The sequence below is a fragment of the Lacihabitans sp. CCS-44 genome, assembly GCF_024343735.1.
In the GTDB taxonomy this organism is placed as follows: domain Bacteria; phylum Bacteroidota; class Bacteroidia; order Cytophagales; family Spirosomataceae; genus Leadbetterella.
This window is the reverse complement of record NZ_RJUE01000061.1, coordinates 279153-295891: the sequence shown is the minus strand read 5'-3', so window position 1 is coordinate 295891 and position 16739 is coordinate 279153. Positions and strand designations below refer to the sequence as shown.

Genomic DNA, 16739 nt, shown 5'->3' with positions numbered 1-16739 from the left:
TTTTTTATGCCGTTTGCAGCTTCTAGACAAACCTTTTGATTGCCTTCAATAAAATTTCATTTTCGGCTTCTGTTCCAATTGACAATCGCAAGCAATCTTCACATAAAACCACATTAGATCTATCTCTTACAATCACTTTATGGTCTAATAAAAAATTAAAGAGTTTTTTGGCTTCAGTAAACTTCACCAAAAGCATATTTGAATCTGAAGGAAATATCTTAATTACTGAAGGAATTTGTTTCAAATCATCAGCCAATTTCTCTTTCAGTCCATTTATTTCTTTAACAAATTCATTCTTTTCCTTCACTTTATCTAAAGCCTCTGAAAGTTTTTGCTGGCTAAGAATATTCAAATTATACGGATACTTTATTTTATTCAATATTTTGATAATGAATGGATTGCAATAGGCAACACCTAATCTTAGACCAGCCATTCCCCAAGCTTTTGAAAATGTTTGTAAAACAATAAGATTTTCAAAATTTCCAAGTTCAGATATGAACGAAATACTATCTGCAAAATCAACATAGGCCTCATCTACCACAACCAATTTTTCTGGAAATGCCTTTAAAATCTGAAAAATAGAATCTCTGTTTAGCAAATTACCACTTGGATTGTTGGGAGAACATACCCAAATCATTTTAGTTGCGGCATTTACCGAATCAAAAACATTGTCTAAATCGATATCAAAATCTTCGGAAAGCGGAGCCTGCTGAACCTGCACTTGCTGAATATCTGCACAAACCTTGTACATGCCATAAGTTGGGGGCATTATCACAATGTTATTTTGCAAAGGTTCGCAAACTGCCTTTATCAATAAATCTATCGGTTCATCAGAGCCATTTCCGAGAAAAATAGACTCTGGAGAAACCCCTTTCAAAAGCGACAATTTATGCTTCAATTCCCACTGATAAGGATCTGGGTATCGGTTGAAATTCTCACCACTTACAGAAGAAAATGGATTTTCATTTGCATCCAAAAAAGTACCCTCTTTACCCGAATATTCGTCTCTGGCAGAGGCGTAAGGTTGAAGTTTTAAAATATGTGGTCGTATTAACTGATTGAAATCCATATAAATATAAAAATTGAGTCGCAAATTTAATGAAAACCCATAGGAATATAGACGGAATGATATATTTTTACTTCCCCAACAATAAATTTATGAGAGACGAAATAACCGAATACCTTAAAAACCTACAAGACAATATTTGTAAAAGTATTGAAATCACGGATGATAAAGGCCGCTTCAAGGAAGACAATTGGCAGCATCAAACCGGTGGTGGCGGTAGAACTAGGGTGTTAAATAAAGGAAGAATTATTGAAAAGGGCGGTGTTAATTTTTCTGCCGTCGAGGGGGAGCTTTCATCATCTTTAAAAACGATGTTGAAAATAAAAGAAAATCTTAATTTCTTTGCTACGGGCGTTTCTATTGTGATGCATCCTGAAAATCCTTTTGTGCCTATCATCCACATGAATGTGAGGTATTTTGAGCTTTCAGATGGCCAATCTTGGTTTGGTGGTGGTATTGACCTTACTCCTCATTATATTGACTTAAAACAAGCCAAAGGTTTTCATGAAAAATTAAAGGCTGCCTGTGACAAACATGATGAAAAATTCTATCCGAATTTCAAGAATTGGGCAGATGATTATTTTTTTATTCAACACAGAAAAGAAACCAGAGGTATTGGGGGCATTTTTTATGATTATTTAAAACCTGATGTATTAATTCCTCAAACAAACACTATCCATAGTAAAAACGAACTTTTTTCGTTTACCAAATCTATTGGAGAGTCTTTTGCACCGATTTATACCGATTTGATGCACGCAAATTACTCCAAAGCTTATACCTCCGAAGAAAAAAAATGGCAACTCATTAGAAGGGGTCGTTACGCCGAGTTTAACTTGGTTTGGGACAGAGGAACCAAATTTGGATTAGAAACCAACGGCCGCACAGAATCAATACTAATGAGTCTACCTCCTCATGCAGACTGGGATTATAATTTTGACGTGAAAGCCGGCACGAAAGAGGCTGAAACGCAAAATCTACTTGTAAAAGGGACTAATTGGATTTAAAGAAACTTAGATCCCATTCTTGATTCTTTTTGTAAAATATCTTGCCAGAGGTTATTGTGAGCGGTGATTGGAAATTATTATCGTACAACTTGCCTGTTCCCAAACCTTGTGGCAAAGGGTTATCAAATTCCTTGGCAAACTGGCAAATTGCATTAAGACCAACGTTCGATTCAAGGGCCGAAGTCATCCACCATTTGATTCCCAAGCTTTCAGCATTGCTTATCCAATCCCGAGAACCTACAAGACCGCCCATTAAACTTGGTTTTAGAATGATAAATTGCGGCTGAATATGCTTTAATAATTTCTCTTTATTTGCTGAATTTGGAATTAATTCTTCATCTAAAGCTATAGGAACGGGCGTTTTTTGGCATAAATCTGCCATTTCGTCCCATTGATCTACTTTTATGGGTTGTTCGATACTGTGAATGTCAAATTCTGATAGAATCTTCAGTTTGTCCAAAGCGTCTTGACAAGAGAAAGCCCCGTTGGCATCAACTCTCAAACAAATTTCTTCAGAAGAAAATTGTTTTCTTATGAATTTCAGTAGTTCAATTTCTTCATCAAAATCAATAGCACCAATTTTTAGTTTTATTGTATCATGGCCAGATTCCAGTTTTTCAATAATCTGAGATTTCATAAAATCCTTGTTGCCCATCCAAACCAGCCCATTGATTTTTATTTTGTCAGAATCATTAAAAAATGAATTATTAAAAATCTGACGTTTTCCTCCATCTTCTATGTCTAATAAGGCTGTCTCTAATGCAAACAATACACTTGAATAGACATTTAGATTAGATTTTAAATCTTCTATTGAACCATAATTTCCTGAATTTATGGCATTTACAATTTCTTGTAATTTATTCTCTGCCAAAGTGCCAAAATCCAAACTTAAACCTTCCAAAGGTCCAGCTTCGCCTAATCCGAAAATTTCTGGTTGTGATTCATAAAAAAGTTTCAAAAAATACGAATCTTTTTTTTTCAAAACTCCACGAGAAGTACCGGCTTCAAATCTAAAATTTAATGTATGTTTGTAATATTGAGCCTTCAAAGCCATTTATGATACAGTTTTTAAAGTATTTATTGTTCCCTTTTTCGCTTATCTACAAAGGTATTACAAGTTTAAGGAATCTTTTGTTTGAACTTAAGGTTTTACCGACTTTTGAGCCTAATATTGCGACCATTGGAGTGGGCAATCTCATAGTTGGTGGCACTGGAAAAACACCGATTATTGATTATTTGATTTCAGTTTTTCCAAATTATAAAATAGGAATTATCAGCAGAGGATATGGTAGAAAAACCAAAGGTTTTTTGCAAATAGGCTCAAAATCTACCCCTAAAGAGGTTGGTGATGAACCATTTATGTTATTTACAAAAAATCAAGACAAAAGTTTTTTTGTTTCAGAAGATAGGGTAGAAGGTTTAAAAAAAGCATTGTCCATCCAACCTAATTTGGATATTATTTTATTTGATGATGTTTTTCAGCATAGATACTTAAAAACCAAAGTAAATATTCTTTTATGTGATTATTCAAGGCCATTTTTCGATGATTTTCTTTTGCCTACTGGCCTCCTGAGGGAATCAAAAAGTGGGGCAAAAAGAGCAGATATAATCATCGTGACGAAATGCCCAGAGTACATTTCAGAAACTGAGAGAGGTTTATTGGCTGACAATATTAGAAAATATGCAAAAAATGATACGCCAATTTATTTTGCTGTCTTTCAATCTTTAGCACCCTCAAACACCGAAAACGCTCTTTTATCAAATAATTCTAAAGTTGTATTAATATCTGGACTTGCCAATAATAAAGGATTTAAAACCGGTCTTGAACAGAATTTTGAAATAGAAAAGCATTTTGAATACAAAGACCATCACGACTTTTCAAAAGAAGAAATTGCAGATATTTTGAGACTTTTTCCCAACTCTAATTTTGTTTGTACAGAAAAAGATTTTGTTAAAATTAAACCTTTGCTAAATCCTGAAATCTTGCCATTTTTCTACATTTCTACTCAGAAAGTAAGAATTTTTAACGAAATAGAGCTTAAAAAAGAGATTTTTGAACGACTTGGATTTATCTATTAATTATAAAATGACGTTATTTGTATTTTGAATCTGTTTCTAATACAATATGCGGTTTTTCACATTTGCGGTCTTCTTTTCTTTTTTCATCAATCTGACCTTTGCACAAATCCTCGACGATTCTACGAAACAGGTTTATGGCCCAAAAAGTGTGAAATTCAGATTGGAAAAGAACATTTTGAAAAACTTCAATACCGAATACAATCCTGATACAACACTCGAAAATTTCTATAAATCTGACATTTTGGTTGAACGAAATTGGCTATACCAAGACTTAGGAAATATTGGTACAGCATCCAAATCGATACTTTTTGAGGAACTTTCTGACCCATCCACCAAACTTGGGCTAAATGCTTTTAGTTTGTACACTCCTAATGTGGCTAATTTCAGGTACTATAATACGAGATCGCCTTATACCAATTTGTTTTACATGCAAGGCTCTAATGGGCACATTAGACTAGATTTCACGCATAGCCAAAACATAAGCCCGAGGCTGAACTTTACATTGAATGTTTCAAAATATAATTCTTCAAAACAAATAGACGCAACCAATGCAGAGGAAAAATTAATAGACCACTGGAATTATGATATTTCGACAAACTACAGTTCAAAAAACAAGAAATACACGTTTTTAGGCACATTTTATCATTTAAATCACAATCAGAAAGAACAAGGAGGTATACTAATAAAAGAGAATCTGTCGATAGATATCAAAGATTTGAAGAGTAATTACAGAAGATTTTACGATTCTCAATTTACAAATGGTGTTTACAACACCGAAAGATGGAACAACCTGCATACCTATCAACAATTTGTATTGAAAAACGGTTTTCAAGTTTTTCATGTGTTAGATTACGAACATCAAAAACACATCTTTGTAGATCCACAATTTTCGACCAATTCTACCCAACTTAGTTATAACATTGAACCTACTGTTTTAGAAAATGATTCGCTCATTCAGAATTTTTCCTTTAATGTACTGTCAAATAAAGTAGGATTCAAAGGGCGTTATAAAGGATTCAATTATTTACTCCATGCCAGACAACGTTTTTATAGATTAGACAATAAGTTTTCTGAAAAGTTTAAAACCAACCTAAAAAGCGAAACATTCCTTGGTGGTTCGTTAGGATATTATTTCAAAGACTCCTCAAATTTCCTTAATGCTGATGCAGAGTTTTCTGCCAGCCTAAAAAACTTTTTACTGAATTCGAAATTGTCATTCAAAGGTTTAGAAGGTACATTTTATCAATCTGTTATTCCAGTAGGCTTGTTTTATGATAATTTTGACAACGGAGTAATAGGCTGGAATAATTCATTTAAGGGATTATCTACAACACACCTAAAAGCTGGATATGGTTTGAAGTACAAATCCTTGAGCTTTAAACCTGAGTTGGCCAATACCTTACTCGGCAACTATGTATATTTAAATCAAAAACTGAAACCAATACAAACCGATACCATTATAAATATTACGAATCTCATCTTGAATGTGGGCATCAACAGGCCAAAATTTAAAGCGAGTAATCAGTTTATTTTAAATATTCAAAATGCAAAAGACATTTATAAATTGCCCACTTTGATAAATTTCACAAACATTGAGTTCAACTTCACTTATGCTAAAGTATTGAAGATTTTTGTGGGATCTGATGTCTTTTTTAAGTCTAAATATACAGCTGACGCTTATTCTCCGCTCTTAAATCAATTTTACTTGCAAGACGATTTTCAGGTTTGGGGAGTTGCTACCATAGACCCTTACATGTCTTTTCAGGTAAATAAAGTTCGGTTGGCCTTCAAACTAGGCCATGCCAACCAAGGATTGCGGTACCAGGGTTTTTATACATCCCCGTACTATTTGGCCACTCCTCGGGCTTTCTTGTTTAAAGTAGATTGGCCAATTTTTGATTAAAACTTTTGCAGCAATGTATTGAAATACAAGACTTCCCCCTCAAAATTATTCTGAATCTTTGCCAATAAAGTATCAAAATGCAATTGTTTAAAAACCTCGTGTTGCTCTTTTGAAACAAAAGAAAACTGAACGGAATAATTGCAGCTTTGAGGGTCTATTTCAGTCAAAAGTTTATAGGTATGAATGTCTTCTACCCAAATTTCAATATCTTGCAATTCAGGCTTTATCCATCTTTCGAAGTCCTCGCTTCTGTTTTTTGAGATCGAGAAGGTTATATTTTCTAAAAACATAGTATTTCGCAAATAAAAAAGGGTATTTATCGAAATAAATACCCTCGTTATAAAATATTTTAAAATCAGTTATTGATAGTTTTAAGACCAAAGTTTCTGATCAGATAATAACTTCCAAACACGATTGAAGTAAATGTCAAATCTCCAACAAGCATATTTCTAAAAAATGGCAAACCAGCTTGATAGGAAGCAATAACTCCAGAAAAATTATGCGGATAAGCTCCAATTGCTGGATTTGGAACTACACTTTCAGGATAGAAAAATGCAAAATTGGTCAATAAATAAAAAACTGTTGAAGATAATACAACCGCAGTGATGGTTCTACCCAAATTAACCTTTTGAAGTAACAAATAGCCTATCCCAAAAATGAGAGCATAGCCCAGATACACCAAAGAAGAACCTGAATGAAAGCCATAACCCGTTACAGCCTCTAAAACCATGTCTGTAAACAATATGGTCGCAAAAGGAAAAATCAGCTTTAACCATTTGTTGGTAATATATGCAGTACTAAACAACAAAATAGCTGTCATCGGCGTAAAATTCATAGGATGATCGACCAACCTAGAAAGAGCGGCTAAAATTATCAATGTACCTATTATAAGACCCGTTTTTATCTCTGATTTCAACATTTCAATTATTTTTTGACAAAATTACAAAAAAAGCCTATCAATAAAAAAGTTTTCTATTCCTTCAACACCCAAGTGTCTTTGCTTCCGCCACCTTGCGATGAATTCACAACAAGCGATCCTTTTTTCAAAGCCACACGCGTTAAACCACCCGGTGTTACATAAATCTCCTCTCCAAAAAGGATATAAGGGCGGAGATCCACATGACGGCCTTCAATGGTTTCATCTACCAAACAAGGAGCAGTAGATAATGAGATCGTAGGCTGAGCTATATAGTTTCTTGGATTAGATTTTATCCTTTCTCTAAACATATCTTGTTCTTCTCTTGTCGATTTAGGCCCGATGAGCATACCATAACCTCCCGCTTCGTTGGCTTCTTTTACCACCAATTGGTCTATGTTTTCCAATACATACTTCATGCTTTTGGGGTCTTCGCAAAGAAATGTTTCTACATTTGACAATATTGGCTCCTCGTTCAGATAGTATTTAATTATTTTTGGAACATAGGCATATACCACTTTATCATCTGCCACACCTGTTCCCAATGCATTCGCCAAGCCCAAGTTTCCTTTTTTATAAGCCTTAAATAAATTCGGAATACCAATTAAAGATGTAGGATTAAATGCTTTTGGATCTATAAAGACATCATCAAGCCTTCGGTAGAGCATATCTACGGTCTTCAGGCCTTTTGTGGTTCTCATTTTTAGCACATCATTTTCTACCACTAAATCTCTATAATCCACCAATTCTACACCCATTTGCTGTGCCAAATATGAATGTTCGTAATAAGCCGAATTGTAAATGCCTGGTGTTAGAACAGCAATTGTAGGGTCTGATTTACCAGAAACATATTTCATTACCTCAAAAAGTTTCTCAGTATATTCACTTATTGACCTTACTTTAGCCTTGGAAATCAGTTTTGAAAGCCCTTGTTTAGACAATTCACGGCCTTGCAGCATATATGATACGCCCGACGGACACCTCAAATTATCTTCTAATATCACAAATTCACCCTTATGATTTCGAATCAAGTCTGTGCCTGTTATATGTATGAAGATGTCTTTCAGCGGCTTTATATCCATGCATTCCTTGATAAAGCCTTTGCTGCTGAAAATTACATCTGAAGGAATTACTTTGTCTTTTAATATTTTTTGATCAGAATAAATATCTTTCAAGAATTCGTTCAGAGCAAAAATTCTTTGTTTTAGTCCTTTTTCGAGCCTACTCCATTCTTTGGCTTTGATTATTCTGGGTATAATGTCTATGGGAATAATCCTCTCTGTTCCGCCTTCTTCTGAGTACACGTTAAAAGTTATACCCATGTTTATCATGGCTGTCTCAAGATTCTTTTGTCTTGACTTCAGCTCATCTATACTCAAATCATTGAAATAGTCATATACCATTTCTATCCCTTTATGCGGAAGGTTATTTGAGCCAATCAACTCATCATAAAATTGATTCGTTTGGTAGTTGCTAAAATTACTGTTCATTTTTTTCTTTGGTAAAATATGGTAATAAACTATACAAATAGTGATATTTTTGCAACAAAAATCGTCTTATTAGTATTCATGCCCTCAAAGTACAAAATTTACGTTTTCGTTTTGTTAAGCAATAGCGTTTTTTCTCAAAATTTTTTGGGGATAACAGGAAGCAACTATTCGGGGACCAATAGCTTAGCCACAAACCCTTCAAATGTAGTAGATACAAGGCAGAATGTATTTATCAATTTGGCTACTGTGGGTATAGATTTCCAAAATAATTATGTGAGATGGAATGCTCCTTTTTCTTTATTAAGCTTTTCCACACAAACTACACCAAACAAATACAGGAATGCAGATGGTTCAAAAGTTATTTGGAAACCTAGTTATTTGAAAGTCTCTTCAACAGGAAAGGACCTGTCAATATTTGCAAATGGAGAAGCCAAAGGCCCAGCTATTGGTCTTGATATCAAAAAAATAGGATTGGGTATAGGTATTGGAGTCAGATACCGATTCATGAATTCTTTAACTAAAGCTTCAGATGAAATTGGTAAAACCATAATTAAAGGAACAAAGTCAGAAGATCTGATTGGAAACACTTATCAAAATGAACACGGCTACCTCAATTCTAGTTTTATAAACGAATTTTATGGTACAATCGGGAAAGTCTTAATTGAGGAAGAATCCATGTTCTTAAAAATCGGAGCCTCTGGGAAATATTTTGCTTCAAACAATTATAATCATATCGGCTCTAAAAACTTTGATTTCACAATAATGCGAAATCTAAACGATAACACAAGGCAAGATATTGATATAAAAAATGTACAAGCTACACTTACTGATGCTTCAACTTTTAGTTCGCTTCAAAGTTCAAATTTCACAAGTCAAATGACTGAACTTACAGGAATTGGAAAGGGTTTCGGAGGTGATATAGGGATTATTTATGAATATAGACCTGATTTTCAAGCATATACAAGAAGTAACAATAGGAAGCAATTTACAAATCCTTCAAAGAACAAGTATCTTTATAAAATAGGATTTTCTCTCATTGATGTAGGATTTATTAAATTCAATAGCAATGTAGAAACAAATGCTTTGTTTAGCTCAAATGACATCATTCTTCCGCAAACATACCAAAAGTTTAACGGTTTTGAGCAAGTAATAGCCACCACAAACTCTATATTTGGAAATGCAAGTGCAAACAACAATTCGTTTATTATTTTAATGCCCGCCACGAGCATCTTCACATTTGATTATCTTCTTAAAGAAAATATTTATGTTAACTTAAATTGGAGACAATCCCTTCTGAGTTCAAGTAGGAGAGGAATTCTTAATTATTCAGGTGTTGCTATTATTCCTAGATATGAGAAAAAAGACTTAGAAATAGCATTGCCTATTGGTTTAGAAAATAATTACAAAAACCTCAATATTGGAGTGGCTGTTAGATATTATGGATTCTTTTTGGGGTCAGACAACATCACTGGCTGGATTAATACCTTCAACCCTAGGGGTGTTTCGGTTTACGCAGGGGCTTTTATTCCTATTTATCACAGACTTCCAGGCAGTCCATTAAAGTGTTTTGTAGTTGCCAATCCGCAATCGTATCGCAAGAAAAAATTTAGAAGGTAAAAAAAAGCAGGCAACTGTAATTGCCTGCTAATCAATGTATTATTGTGACGAAGAAGAGATTCGAACTCTCACAAGCTTTCGCTCACTACCACCTCAAAGTAGCGTGTCTACCAATTCCACCACCTCGCCAATGCAGAAGCAAAATTATGTATTTATAACTAATTAAAAAACTAGAAACCCAAAAAATTAAACTTTTTAAATGCTTACCCGTTTAATATCCAAGTATCGTTTTTGTGGATATAAACTATCTTTCTGTTCCACAAGACTTTAAGCCAAATATCTTCTTCTCCAAAAATATTGATTTTGTTTCCTTTATCTATTGTGCCAATTATTGATGAACCAGAAGAAGGAAATTCTCTAAAGAAAGTTTTTTTATTGACAATAGCTGATTGATACGAATTGGGCACATTTATAAAAACTAAAAGAAAGATTATAAAAAGCCCTACGAGTAGAAGATGTCTCCGAAGTATTTTCTTATTGTATATTTTCTTTCTAAAGAGTATTACTAAAATAAATATACCTATTAAAATAACCGAATAAAGGATATAAATATAGAACTGTTGATACAAAACCAAAATAAAGTTTAAATCACTTCTCTCAAAACCAGTAAACTTATTCTCTAATGCCATCTTATTCATTTTTTCAAATACCTCATCATCTGGATTGAGATTATAATAGTTGTTCAAATAAAAGATAGCTTTCGGAAAATCTCCCAAACTTTCGTAAATGTAGGCTAGCTTCAGAGTGATATTTGGCTTATTTACTTGATTATCTCTAAAAATGAGCTCATAAATATTTGCAGCTTCCGAATATTTTTTTGCATTAAATAAAGAATCTGCTTTTTTGGCTACATCATTTTGTGCCTTAGAATCAGCGAATTGAAAGAAAAACAGAAAGAATAGTAATAATAATTTTAAAAAGAGTCTTGGCATTGTTGGGTTAATTTCATAATTTTGCATCCTCATTTGAGACAAGGTCTTGATTCCGTAGCTCAGCTGGTAGAGCAATACACTTTTAATGTATGGGTCCTGGGTTCGAATCCCAGCGGGATCACTTAAGTTTTCAGAAATATTTTTAGAATCATTTTCGATTCCGTAGCTCAGCTGGTAGAGCAATACACTTTTAATGTATGGGTCCTGGGTTCGAATCCCAGCGGGATCACAAAGCGATGAAAAATTCATCGCTTTTTTTATTTGTCCAAAACTCATTTTCTCGTTCATCAAATCTTCCTTGTTTTTTCAAAGGCAAAATTAATTATTTGATAAATAGAAATGGTTTGAATCGAGATTTTATTATTTTTAGTCTTTTTGAGAATTCCGTTTTAATCTAAAAAAAGCCTTAAAAAACACCAAATGAAAAAAAGTAAGAAAAGAGTCATTGAAAATATCCAAATCTTGGATTTTGCGGCTGAAGGAAAATGCATTGTAAAAGACGACGGTGAAGTTATTTTTGTTGAAGGTAGCAATGTTTGCCCAGGAGATGAAGTAAAATTACTTGTATCAAAAACCAAGAAAAATTTCTCCGAAGGTAGAATACTGGCTATAAATAAATACTCCGCAGATAGAATTGAGCCTTTTTGTGAACATTTTGGCGTTTGTGGTGGGTGCAAATGGCAACATATTCCATACGAAAAACAAATAGAACAAAAACAGAAACAGGTTTACGATCAATTAACAAGAATAGGAAAAGTAAAACTTCCTGAGTTTACGCCTATTTTAGGCTCTGCTCATACAACGTTTTATAGAAACAAACTCGAATATACATTTTCTAATTCTAGATGGCTCACGAACGATGAGGTGGCTTCGGGAGAAGAAATATCTAAAGATGCCTTGGGTTTTCATATTCCCAAGAGATTTGAGAAGGTTTTGCCTATCAAAAAATGCTTTCTTCAGGGCGACCCATCTAATGCCATTAGAGATTTCTTCAGTGATTATGCTCACCAAAGTGGCTTACCTTTTTATGACCATGTAGTGCACAAAGGTTTTTTCAGAAATGTGATGATACGTACAACATCTACAGGAGAAGTGATGGTGGTGCTCCAAGTTGCAAATGATTCTAAAGATAAAATAGAAACGGTTTTAGACAAATTCATTGAGAAATTCCCACAAACAACTTCACTGAATTATTTTATTAACCAAAAACGCAACGATTCTTATTTTGATCTGGAACCTGTCAATTATTATGGACTGCCCTATATTACCGAAGAGATGGAAGGTCTCAAGTTTAGAATTGGGGTAAAATCATTCTATCAAACGAATTCTGACCAAGCTTACAATCTTTATAAAATTGTGCGTGATTTTGCACAAATTTCAGAAAACGACCTAGTGTATGATTTGTACACCGGCACAGGAACAATCGCCAATTTTGTTGCAAAAAAGGCAAAGAAAGTAGTCGGAATTGAATACATAGATGCTGCTGTGGACGACGCCAAAATAAACTCTGAAATCAACGGTATTCATAACACCAGTTTTTTTGCTGGAGATATGGCAAAAATATTCACCGACGACTTTATAGCACAAAAAGGCATGCCTGATATAGTAATTGTAGATCCGCCAAGAGCCGGAATGGATCGCCCTGTTAGTGAGCTTCTACTTAAAATATCACCGAAAAGAATAGTATACGTCAGTTGTAACCCAGCGACTCAAGCCCGAGATATTGAAATTTTGTCAGCAAAATATGAGGTCGAAAAAATCAACCCAGTTGATATGTTTCCGCATACTTTCCATGTAGAAAATGTAGCGAGTTTAGTTTTAAAATCTTAATTTTAGGAAATTTTACTCTTAAAATGAAGATTTCTGTAATCGATGCTGGCAATTTCAAGTTGGATGGTGGGGCAATGTTTGGTGTTGTTCCAAAAACAATTTGGCAAAAGATGGTTCCTGCTGATGACAACAACCTTTGCAGTTGGAAAATGAGGTGTCTATTGGTTGAGGATAACAACCGATTGGTGCTGATTGACACAGGAATGGGCGACAAACAAGCCCAAAAATGGCAGAATTTCTATTTTAGACATGGTGATGGAGAATTAATTAAATCTATTCGAGATGCCGGATACCATGAAAGTGAAGTAACGGATGTTTTACTTTCCCATTTACATTTTGATCATTGCGGCGGTGCTGTTTGTTGGAATTCTACCAAAGATGCATTTAGACTAACATTTCCAAACGCGAAATATTGGACGCATAGCCTTCATTGGGAATCGGCGATGCAACCCAACCAAAGAGAAAAAGCTACTTTTTTAACTGAAAACCTCCAAACCATCTTAGAAAGTGGGCAACTAAATTTTGTTGATCATTCTCAAAATCCATTGGGCGACAAATTTGAATTCATTTATGCAGATGGCCATACGGAGAAAATGATTATGCCAATCATAAACTACAACCATCAGAAAATTATTTTTGCGGCGGACACCATTCCATCTTTTGCCCATATTCATGTGCCTTATTGCATGTCCTACGATGTAAGACCATTGCAAACCATGGAAGAAAAGTCATTGCTTCTTGATAGGATTGTTAAAGAAAACATTCTTTTATTCTTCGATCATGATGTTGTAAACGAAGTGGCTGAAATTGAAATCACCGATCGAGGGTATAAAGCCAAAAACCTTGGGAAGCTTTATGAGTTTATTTGAAATAAATAAAATCTAACAACATGAAAATAGGCTTAGTATTATCTGGAGGTGGATCAAGAGGATTTGGACATTTGGGTGTTTTAAAAGCCCTTGATGAGCTAAAAATTAGACCTGATATAATTTCTGGAGCAAGTGTAGGCAGCCTGATAGGAGCATTTTATGCTTATGGGTATACCGCCGATGAAATATCAGAAATTATCTTAAAAAAGGGCATTTCTGGCAATATCAAGCTGGCTTTCAATAAAATGGGAATATTTTCGCTCGAAAAAGTCGAAAAGTTAGTAAAAGAATATTTGCCAGAAAACAGCTTTGAATCACTTAAGATTCCTTTGGTTATAGCCACTACAGAGATACGGAGAGGGGAGATTGTTTACTTTAGGTCAGGTAATAACTTGGCAAAAGTGGTTACGGCATCATGTGCAATTCCAGGCATATTTTCACCAGTTATAATAGAAGGTAAATCATACATTGATGGAGGTGTTCTAAACAATATGCCTATTGAGCCCATAGAAGACGAGGTAGATTTAAAGATTGGGGTTAATGTAATGCCCATAGAAAGGAAAATGCCAGTAAGTTCGGCAAAAGATATCATCATGAAATCGCTTTTGATGTCGATAGGTGAACAAAGTGCGAGGAAAAACCACAAATTTGATATTTTGATTGAACCTAAAAACATCGTACACTTTAATGGCTTAAGCCTAAAAAATGCCAAAGAAATGTTTGATTTGGGTTACAATACGGCCATTCAACAATTACAAAAGTCGGCAGAAATGTTTTTATAAAACTTAAAATGCTCAAAAATCGTAATCGGTGCTTATTTTGGCATTAAATTGGATAATTATTAGTAAAAATGTTCGTTAAGACTTTCAACAGAACCTATTTAAACAGTGAGAAAAATATATTTATTGTTTTTTTTTGTAATCTTCTCTTTATCCTGCAGCCAATATAAAAATGGACCGCTCAGCAAAACATGGCATAATACAAACGCAAAATATAACGCACTCCTTATTGCCCGCGAAGACTACAAAATTGCAAATGAAATCATTTTGGCAAACAACAAAGAAACTTACGAAGAAACGCTTCCGATATTTAGAAAAATAGACTCTACAAGGCTCGATTCTGCAAAACTTTATTTGACAGATGCCATAAAAAAATCATCCATAATAGCTGAAAGACATTCAAATAGTAGACACCTAGATGAGGCTTATTTATTACTTGGAAAAGCAAGATTAGAAAAACAAGAGATTTTTAATGCCCTCGAAACCTTCAAATATGTAAATACCGCCTCCAAATCTGCTTCTGCCAAAACCGAAGCTTTGATATGGTTGATGAGGTCTTATATTGAAAATGAGGACTTGGTGAGTGCAAATCAGGTTTCTGACTTGTTGAAAAACCAAAAACTGAGTGGTAAAAACAAATCGCAATTTCTTGCCACTAAAGCCTATTATCACCAGCTTCAAAATGAGCCCGCACTTGCAGTTGTTTTCTTAGACGAAGCCTTAAAAACAATGAAAAAGGGCAATGAAAAGGCACGTTTGCATTTTATTGCTGCTCAGTTATACGCAGAGCTGAACCAACTTGCCCTTTCAAGAAAAAACTATAATCAAGTACTCAAAAACAAACCCAATTACGATTTAGAATTTCATGCCAATTTGGGGCTTATTACGAGTCAGTCTTTGGCCAAGAATACAAACATTACGTTTGAGAAGATGCTGGAAGATAGAAAAAATCAAGATTTGAGAAGCAAGATATTCTTTAAAATGGGGGAAACTGAGGCCAAAAAGAATAATTTCGAAGCTGCTATTTTGAACTTCAATAAGGCTATAGCTGAATCAGTAGATAATCCTTTGGAAAAAGCATCAGCCTACAAAGCACTCGGCGATATGTATTTCGAAAAAATGCTGGACTACGAAATGGCTGGGGTTTATTATGATAGCACGTTGATTACCTTGCCGAAAAACGAGCAAAGTAATTCTCAGATAGGACAAAAAGCAATGTTTTTGAACGATTTTATCAAATACAAGAAAGCTTATGACCTAGAAGATAGTCTACAAATGTTGGCCGCAATGAATCCCAAAGAACTCGACTACAAGCTTGAGCAAATGGTAATTGAAAGAAAAGAAGCCAAGAAAAAAGCAGAAGAAAATACGCTCACAAATTCTGTTCTCAAAACTTCCACTACGAGCAACTTGCCCAAAGATTTTAAAAGATGGTTGCTATATGATCAAGTTGAGTCGATTAAGGCTAAAAACGATTTCGTAAGAAGCTGGGGCAATAGGCCACTGGAAGATAACTGGAGACGGTCTGAAAAAACGATGGGTTCGTTTAGCATAAAAATTGAGAAACAGACCCTCGACACCGCAAAAGCTGGTGTAAAAACCATGGCCAACTCTGAGACTGAAATGAAAGAGCTTCTTGCCAAAAAAGAAATTGAAGAAGAAAAAAAAGAACTTCTAAAAAAAATACCTGGCAGTAACATTCAGAAAATGGCTTCGAAAAGAAAACAAGAAGAGGCCTTATTTCAAATTGGTAAAATCTATAAGTTGAAATTCATCGATGAAGAAAAAGCAAAGACCACTTTCAATAATCTTATAACAAACTTTCCAAGGTCTGTTTACGAACCTGAAGCCCTTTATTACTTGTCAATAATGGAAAAGGATGCTCAAAACAACGCTTTTTCAGCTAGATTGCTAAAGGATTACCCCGCATCTTCATTTTCAAGACAACTGAAAAAAGGCTCAATTAAACTGAGTAAAGACAAAGAAACAGAAGCTCAGTCCTTTTATGCCAAAACTTTTGCAATTTACGAAAGTAATAATTTCAACGAAGCCATTACACTCATAGATCAAGGTCTAAACGAATACGTGGGTAGTCAAATAGAAGACAAAATGGCCATGTTAAGAATTATGGTTCTGAAAAAAATCGGTAATAAAGACCAATATGTGATTTCTCTAAATGATTTTATGAGAAGTTATCCAAGTTCTGACTTGGTACTAAAGGCAAAAGAACTATTGGCAGTTTTAAATTAAATTA

14 protein-coding genes and 3 tRNA genes are annotated in these 16739 nt (G+C 34.4%); 10 read left to right on the top strand and 7 right to left on the bottom strand.

Translation table 11 applies throughout. From position 1 onward, the window contains the following. Positions 1-22: 22 nt before the first annotated feature. Entirely contained in the window at positions 23-1069 is a 1047-nt protein-coding gene (gene hisC, locus EGI26_RS17650) for a histidinol-phosphate transaminase (RefSeq protein WP_255080391.1), read from the bottom strand. Between the two features lie 89 nt (positions 1070-1158). On the opposite strand from hisC, the gene hemF reads away from it, so the two are divergent. Then, the gene (gene hemF / locus EGI26_RS17645; RefSeq protein ID WP_255080390.1) at positions 1159-2070 is read left to right on the top strand and encodes an oxygen-dependent coproporphyrinogen oxidase; all 912 of its coding nucleotides are present in this window, start codon (positions 1159-1161) and stop codon (positions 2068-2070) included. On the opposite strand, the gene EGI26_RS17640 is transcribed toward hemF, so the two are convergent. After that, entirely contained in the window at positions 2057-3124 is a 1068-nt protein-coding gene (locus tag EGI26_RS17640; RefSeq protein WP_255080389.1) for an o-succinylbenzoate synthase, read from the bottom strand. The two genes, hemF and EGI26_RS17640, sit on opposite strands and share 14 nt — an antisense overlap. A gap of 2 nt (positions 3125-3126) precedes the next feature. On the opposite strand from EGI26_RS17640, the gene lpxK reads away from it, so the two are divergent. After that, positions 3127-4149 carry a tetraacyldisaccharide 4'-kinase gene (lpxK, locus tag EGI26_RS17635; protein ID WP_255080388.1) on the top strand — a complete coding sequence of 341 codons (1023 nt, stop codon included), beginning with the start codon at positions 3127-3129 and terminating at the stop codon, positions 4147-4149. Between the two features lie 46 nt (positions 4150-4195). Continuing rightward, complete coding sequence (locus EGI26_RS17630; protein ID WP_255080387.1) at positions 4196-6052, top strand: putative porin; 1857 nt, start codon at positions 4196-4198, stop codon at positions 6050-6052. Here the strand turns inward: EGI26_RS17630 and EGI26_RS17625 are convergent. The 3 genes from EGI26_RS17625 to EGI26_RS17615 form a co-directional block, all read right to left on the bottom strand. Beyond that, a complete protein-coding gene (locus EGI26_RS17625; protein WP_255080385.1) occupies positions 6049-6342 on the bottom strand; it encodes a DUF4286 family protein in 294 nt (97 codons plus the stop codon). The genes EGI26_RS17630 and EGI26_RS17625 overlap by 4 nt on opposite strands. 65 nt (positions 6343-6407) lie before the next feature. Continuing rightward, complete coding sequence (locus EGI26_RS17620) at positions 6408-6971, bottom strand: DUF6580 family putative transport protein (protein ID WP_255080384.1); 564 nt, start codon at positions 6969-6971, stop codon at positions 6408-6410. A gap of 53 nt (positions 6972-7024) precedes the next feature. Beyond that, positions 7025-8458 carry a circularly permuted type 2 ATP-grasp protein gene (locus EGI26_RS17615; RefSeq protein WP_255080383.1) on the bottom strand — a complete coding sequence of 478 codons (1434 nt, stop codon included), beginning with the start codon at positions 8456-8458 and terminating at the stop codon, positions 7025-7027. 18 nt (positions 8459-8476) lie between these two features. Here EGI26_RS17615 and EGI26_RS17610 point away from each other — a divergent pair, with 18 nt between their 5' ends. Next, entirely contained in the window at positions 8477-10075 is a 1599-nt protein-coding gene (locus EGI26_RS17610; protein WP_255080382.1) for a DUF5723 family protein, read from the top strand. Positions 10076-10120: 45 nt separating this feature from the next. Here the strand turns inward: EGI26_RS17610 and EGI26_RS17605 are convergent. Both EGI26_RS17605 and EGI26_RS17600 read right to left on the bottom strand, forming a co-directional pair. Next, a tRNA-Leu gene (locus tag EGI26_RS17605) sits at positions 10121-10204 on the bottom strand. Positions 10205-10278: 74 nt separating this feature from the next. After that, positions 10279-11007 (bottom strand): SH3 domain-containing protein, encoded by a 729-nt coding sequence (locus EGI26_RS17600; RefSeq protein ID WP_255080381.1) that lies wholly within the window; start codon positions 11005-11007, stop codon positions 10279-10281. A 48-nt stretch (positions 11008-11055) separates the two neighbouring features. Between EGI26_RS17600 and EGI26_RS17595 the strand changes: the two genes are divergently transcribed. The 6 genes from EGI26_RS17595 (at position 11056) to EGI26_RS21255 (ending at position 16735) form a co-directional block, all read left to right on the top strand. Beyond that, positions 11056-11128, top strand: a tRNA-Lys gene (locus EGI26_RS17595). A gap of 35 nt (positions 11129-11163) precedes the next feature. Beyond that, a tRNA-Lys gene (locus tag EGI26_RS17590) sits at positions 11164-11236 on the top strand. A gap of 191 nt (positions 11237-11427) precedes the next feature. Next, complete coding sequence (rlmD, locus tag EGI26_RS17585) at positions 11428-12837, top strand: 23S rRNA (uracil(1939)-C(5))-methyltransferase RlmD (RefSeq protein ID WP_255080380.1); 1410 nt, start codon at positions 11428-11430, stop codon at positions 12835-12837. 23 nt (positions 12838-12860) lie between these two features. Beyond that, the gene (locus EGI26_RS17580) at positions 12861-13706 is read left to right on the top strand and encodes an MBL fold metallo-hydrolase (protein WP_255080379.1); all 846 of its coding nucleotides are present in this window, start codon (positions 12861-12863) and stop codon (positions 13704-13706) included. Between the two features lie 20 nt (positions 13707-13726). After that, positions 13727-14488: a patatin-like phospholipase family protein gene (locus EGI26_RS17575; RefSeq protein ID WP_255080378.1), complete on the top strand. Its 762-nt coding sequence runs from the start codon at positions 13727-13729 to the stop codon at positions 14486-14488. Between the two features lie 105 nt (positions 14489-14593). Beyond that, a complete protein-coding gene (locus EGI26_RS21255; RefSeq protein ID WP_255080377.1) occupies positions 14594-16735 on the top strand; it encodes a tetratricopeptide repeat protein in 2142 nt (713 codons plus the stop codon). Positions 16736-16739 lie beyond the last annotated feature (4 nt).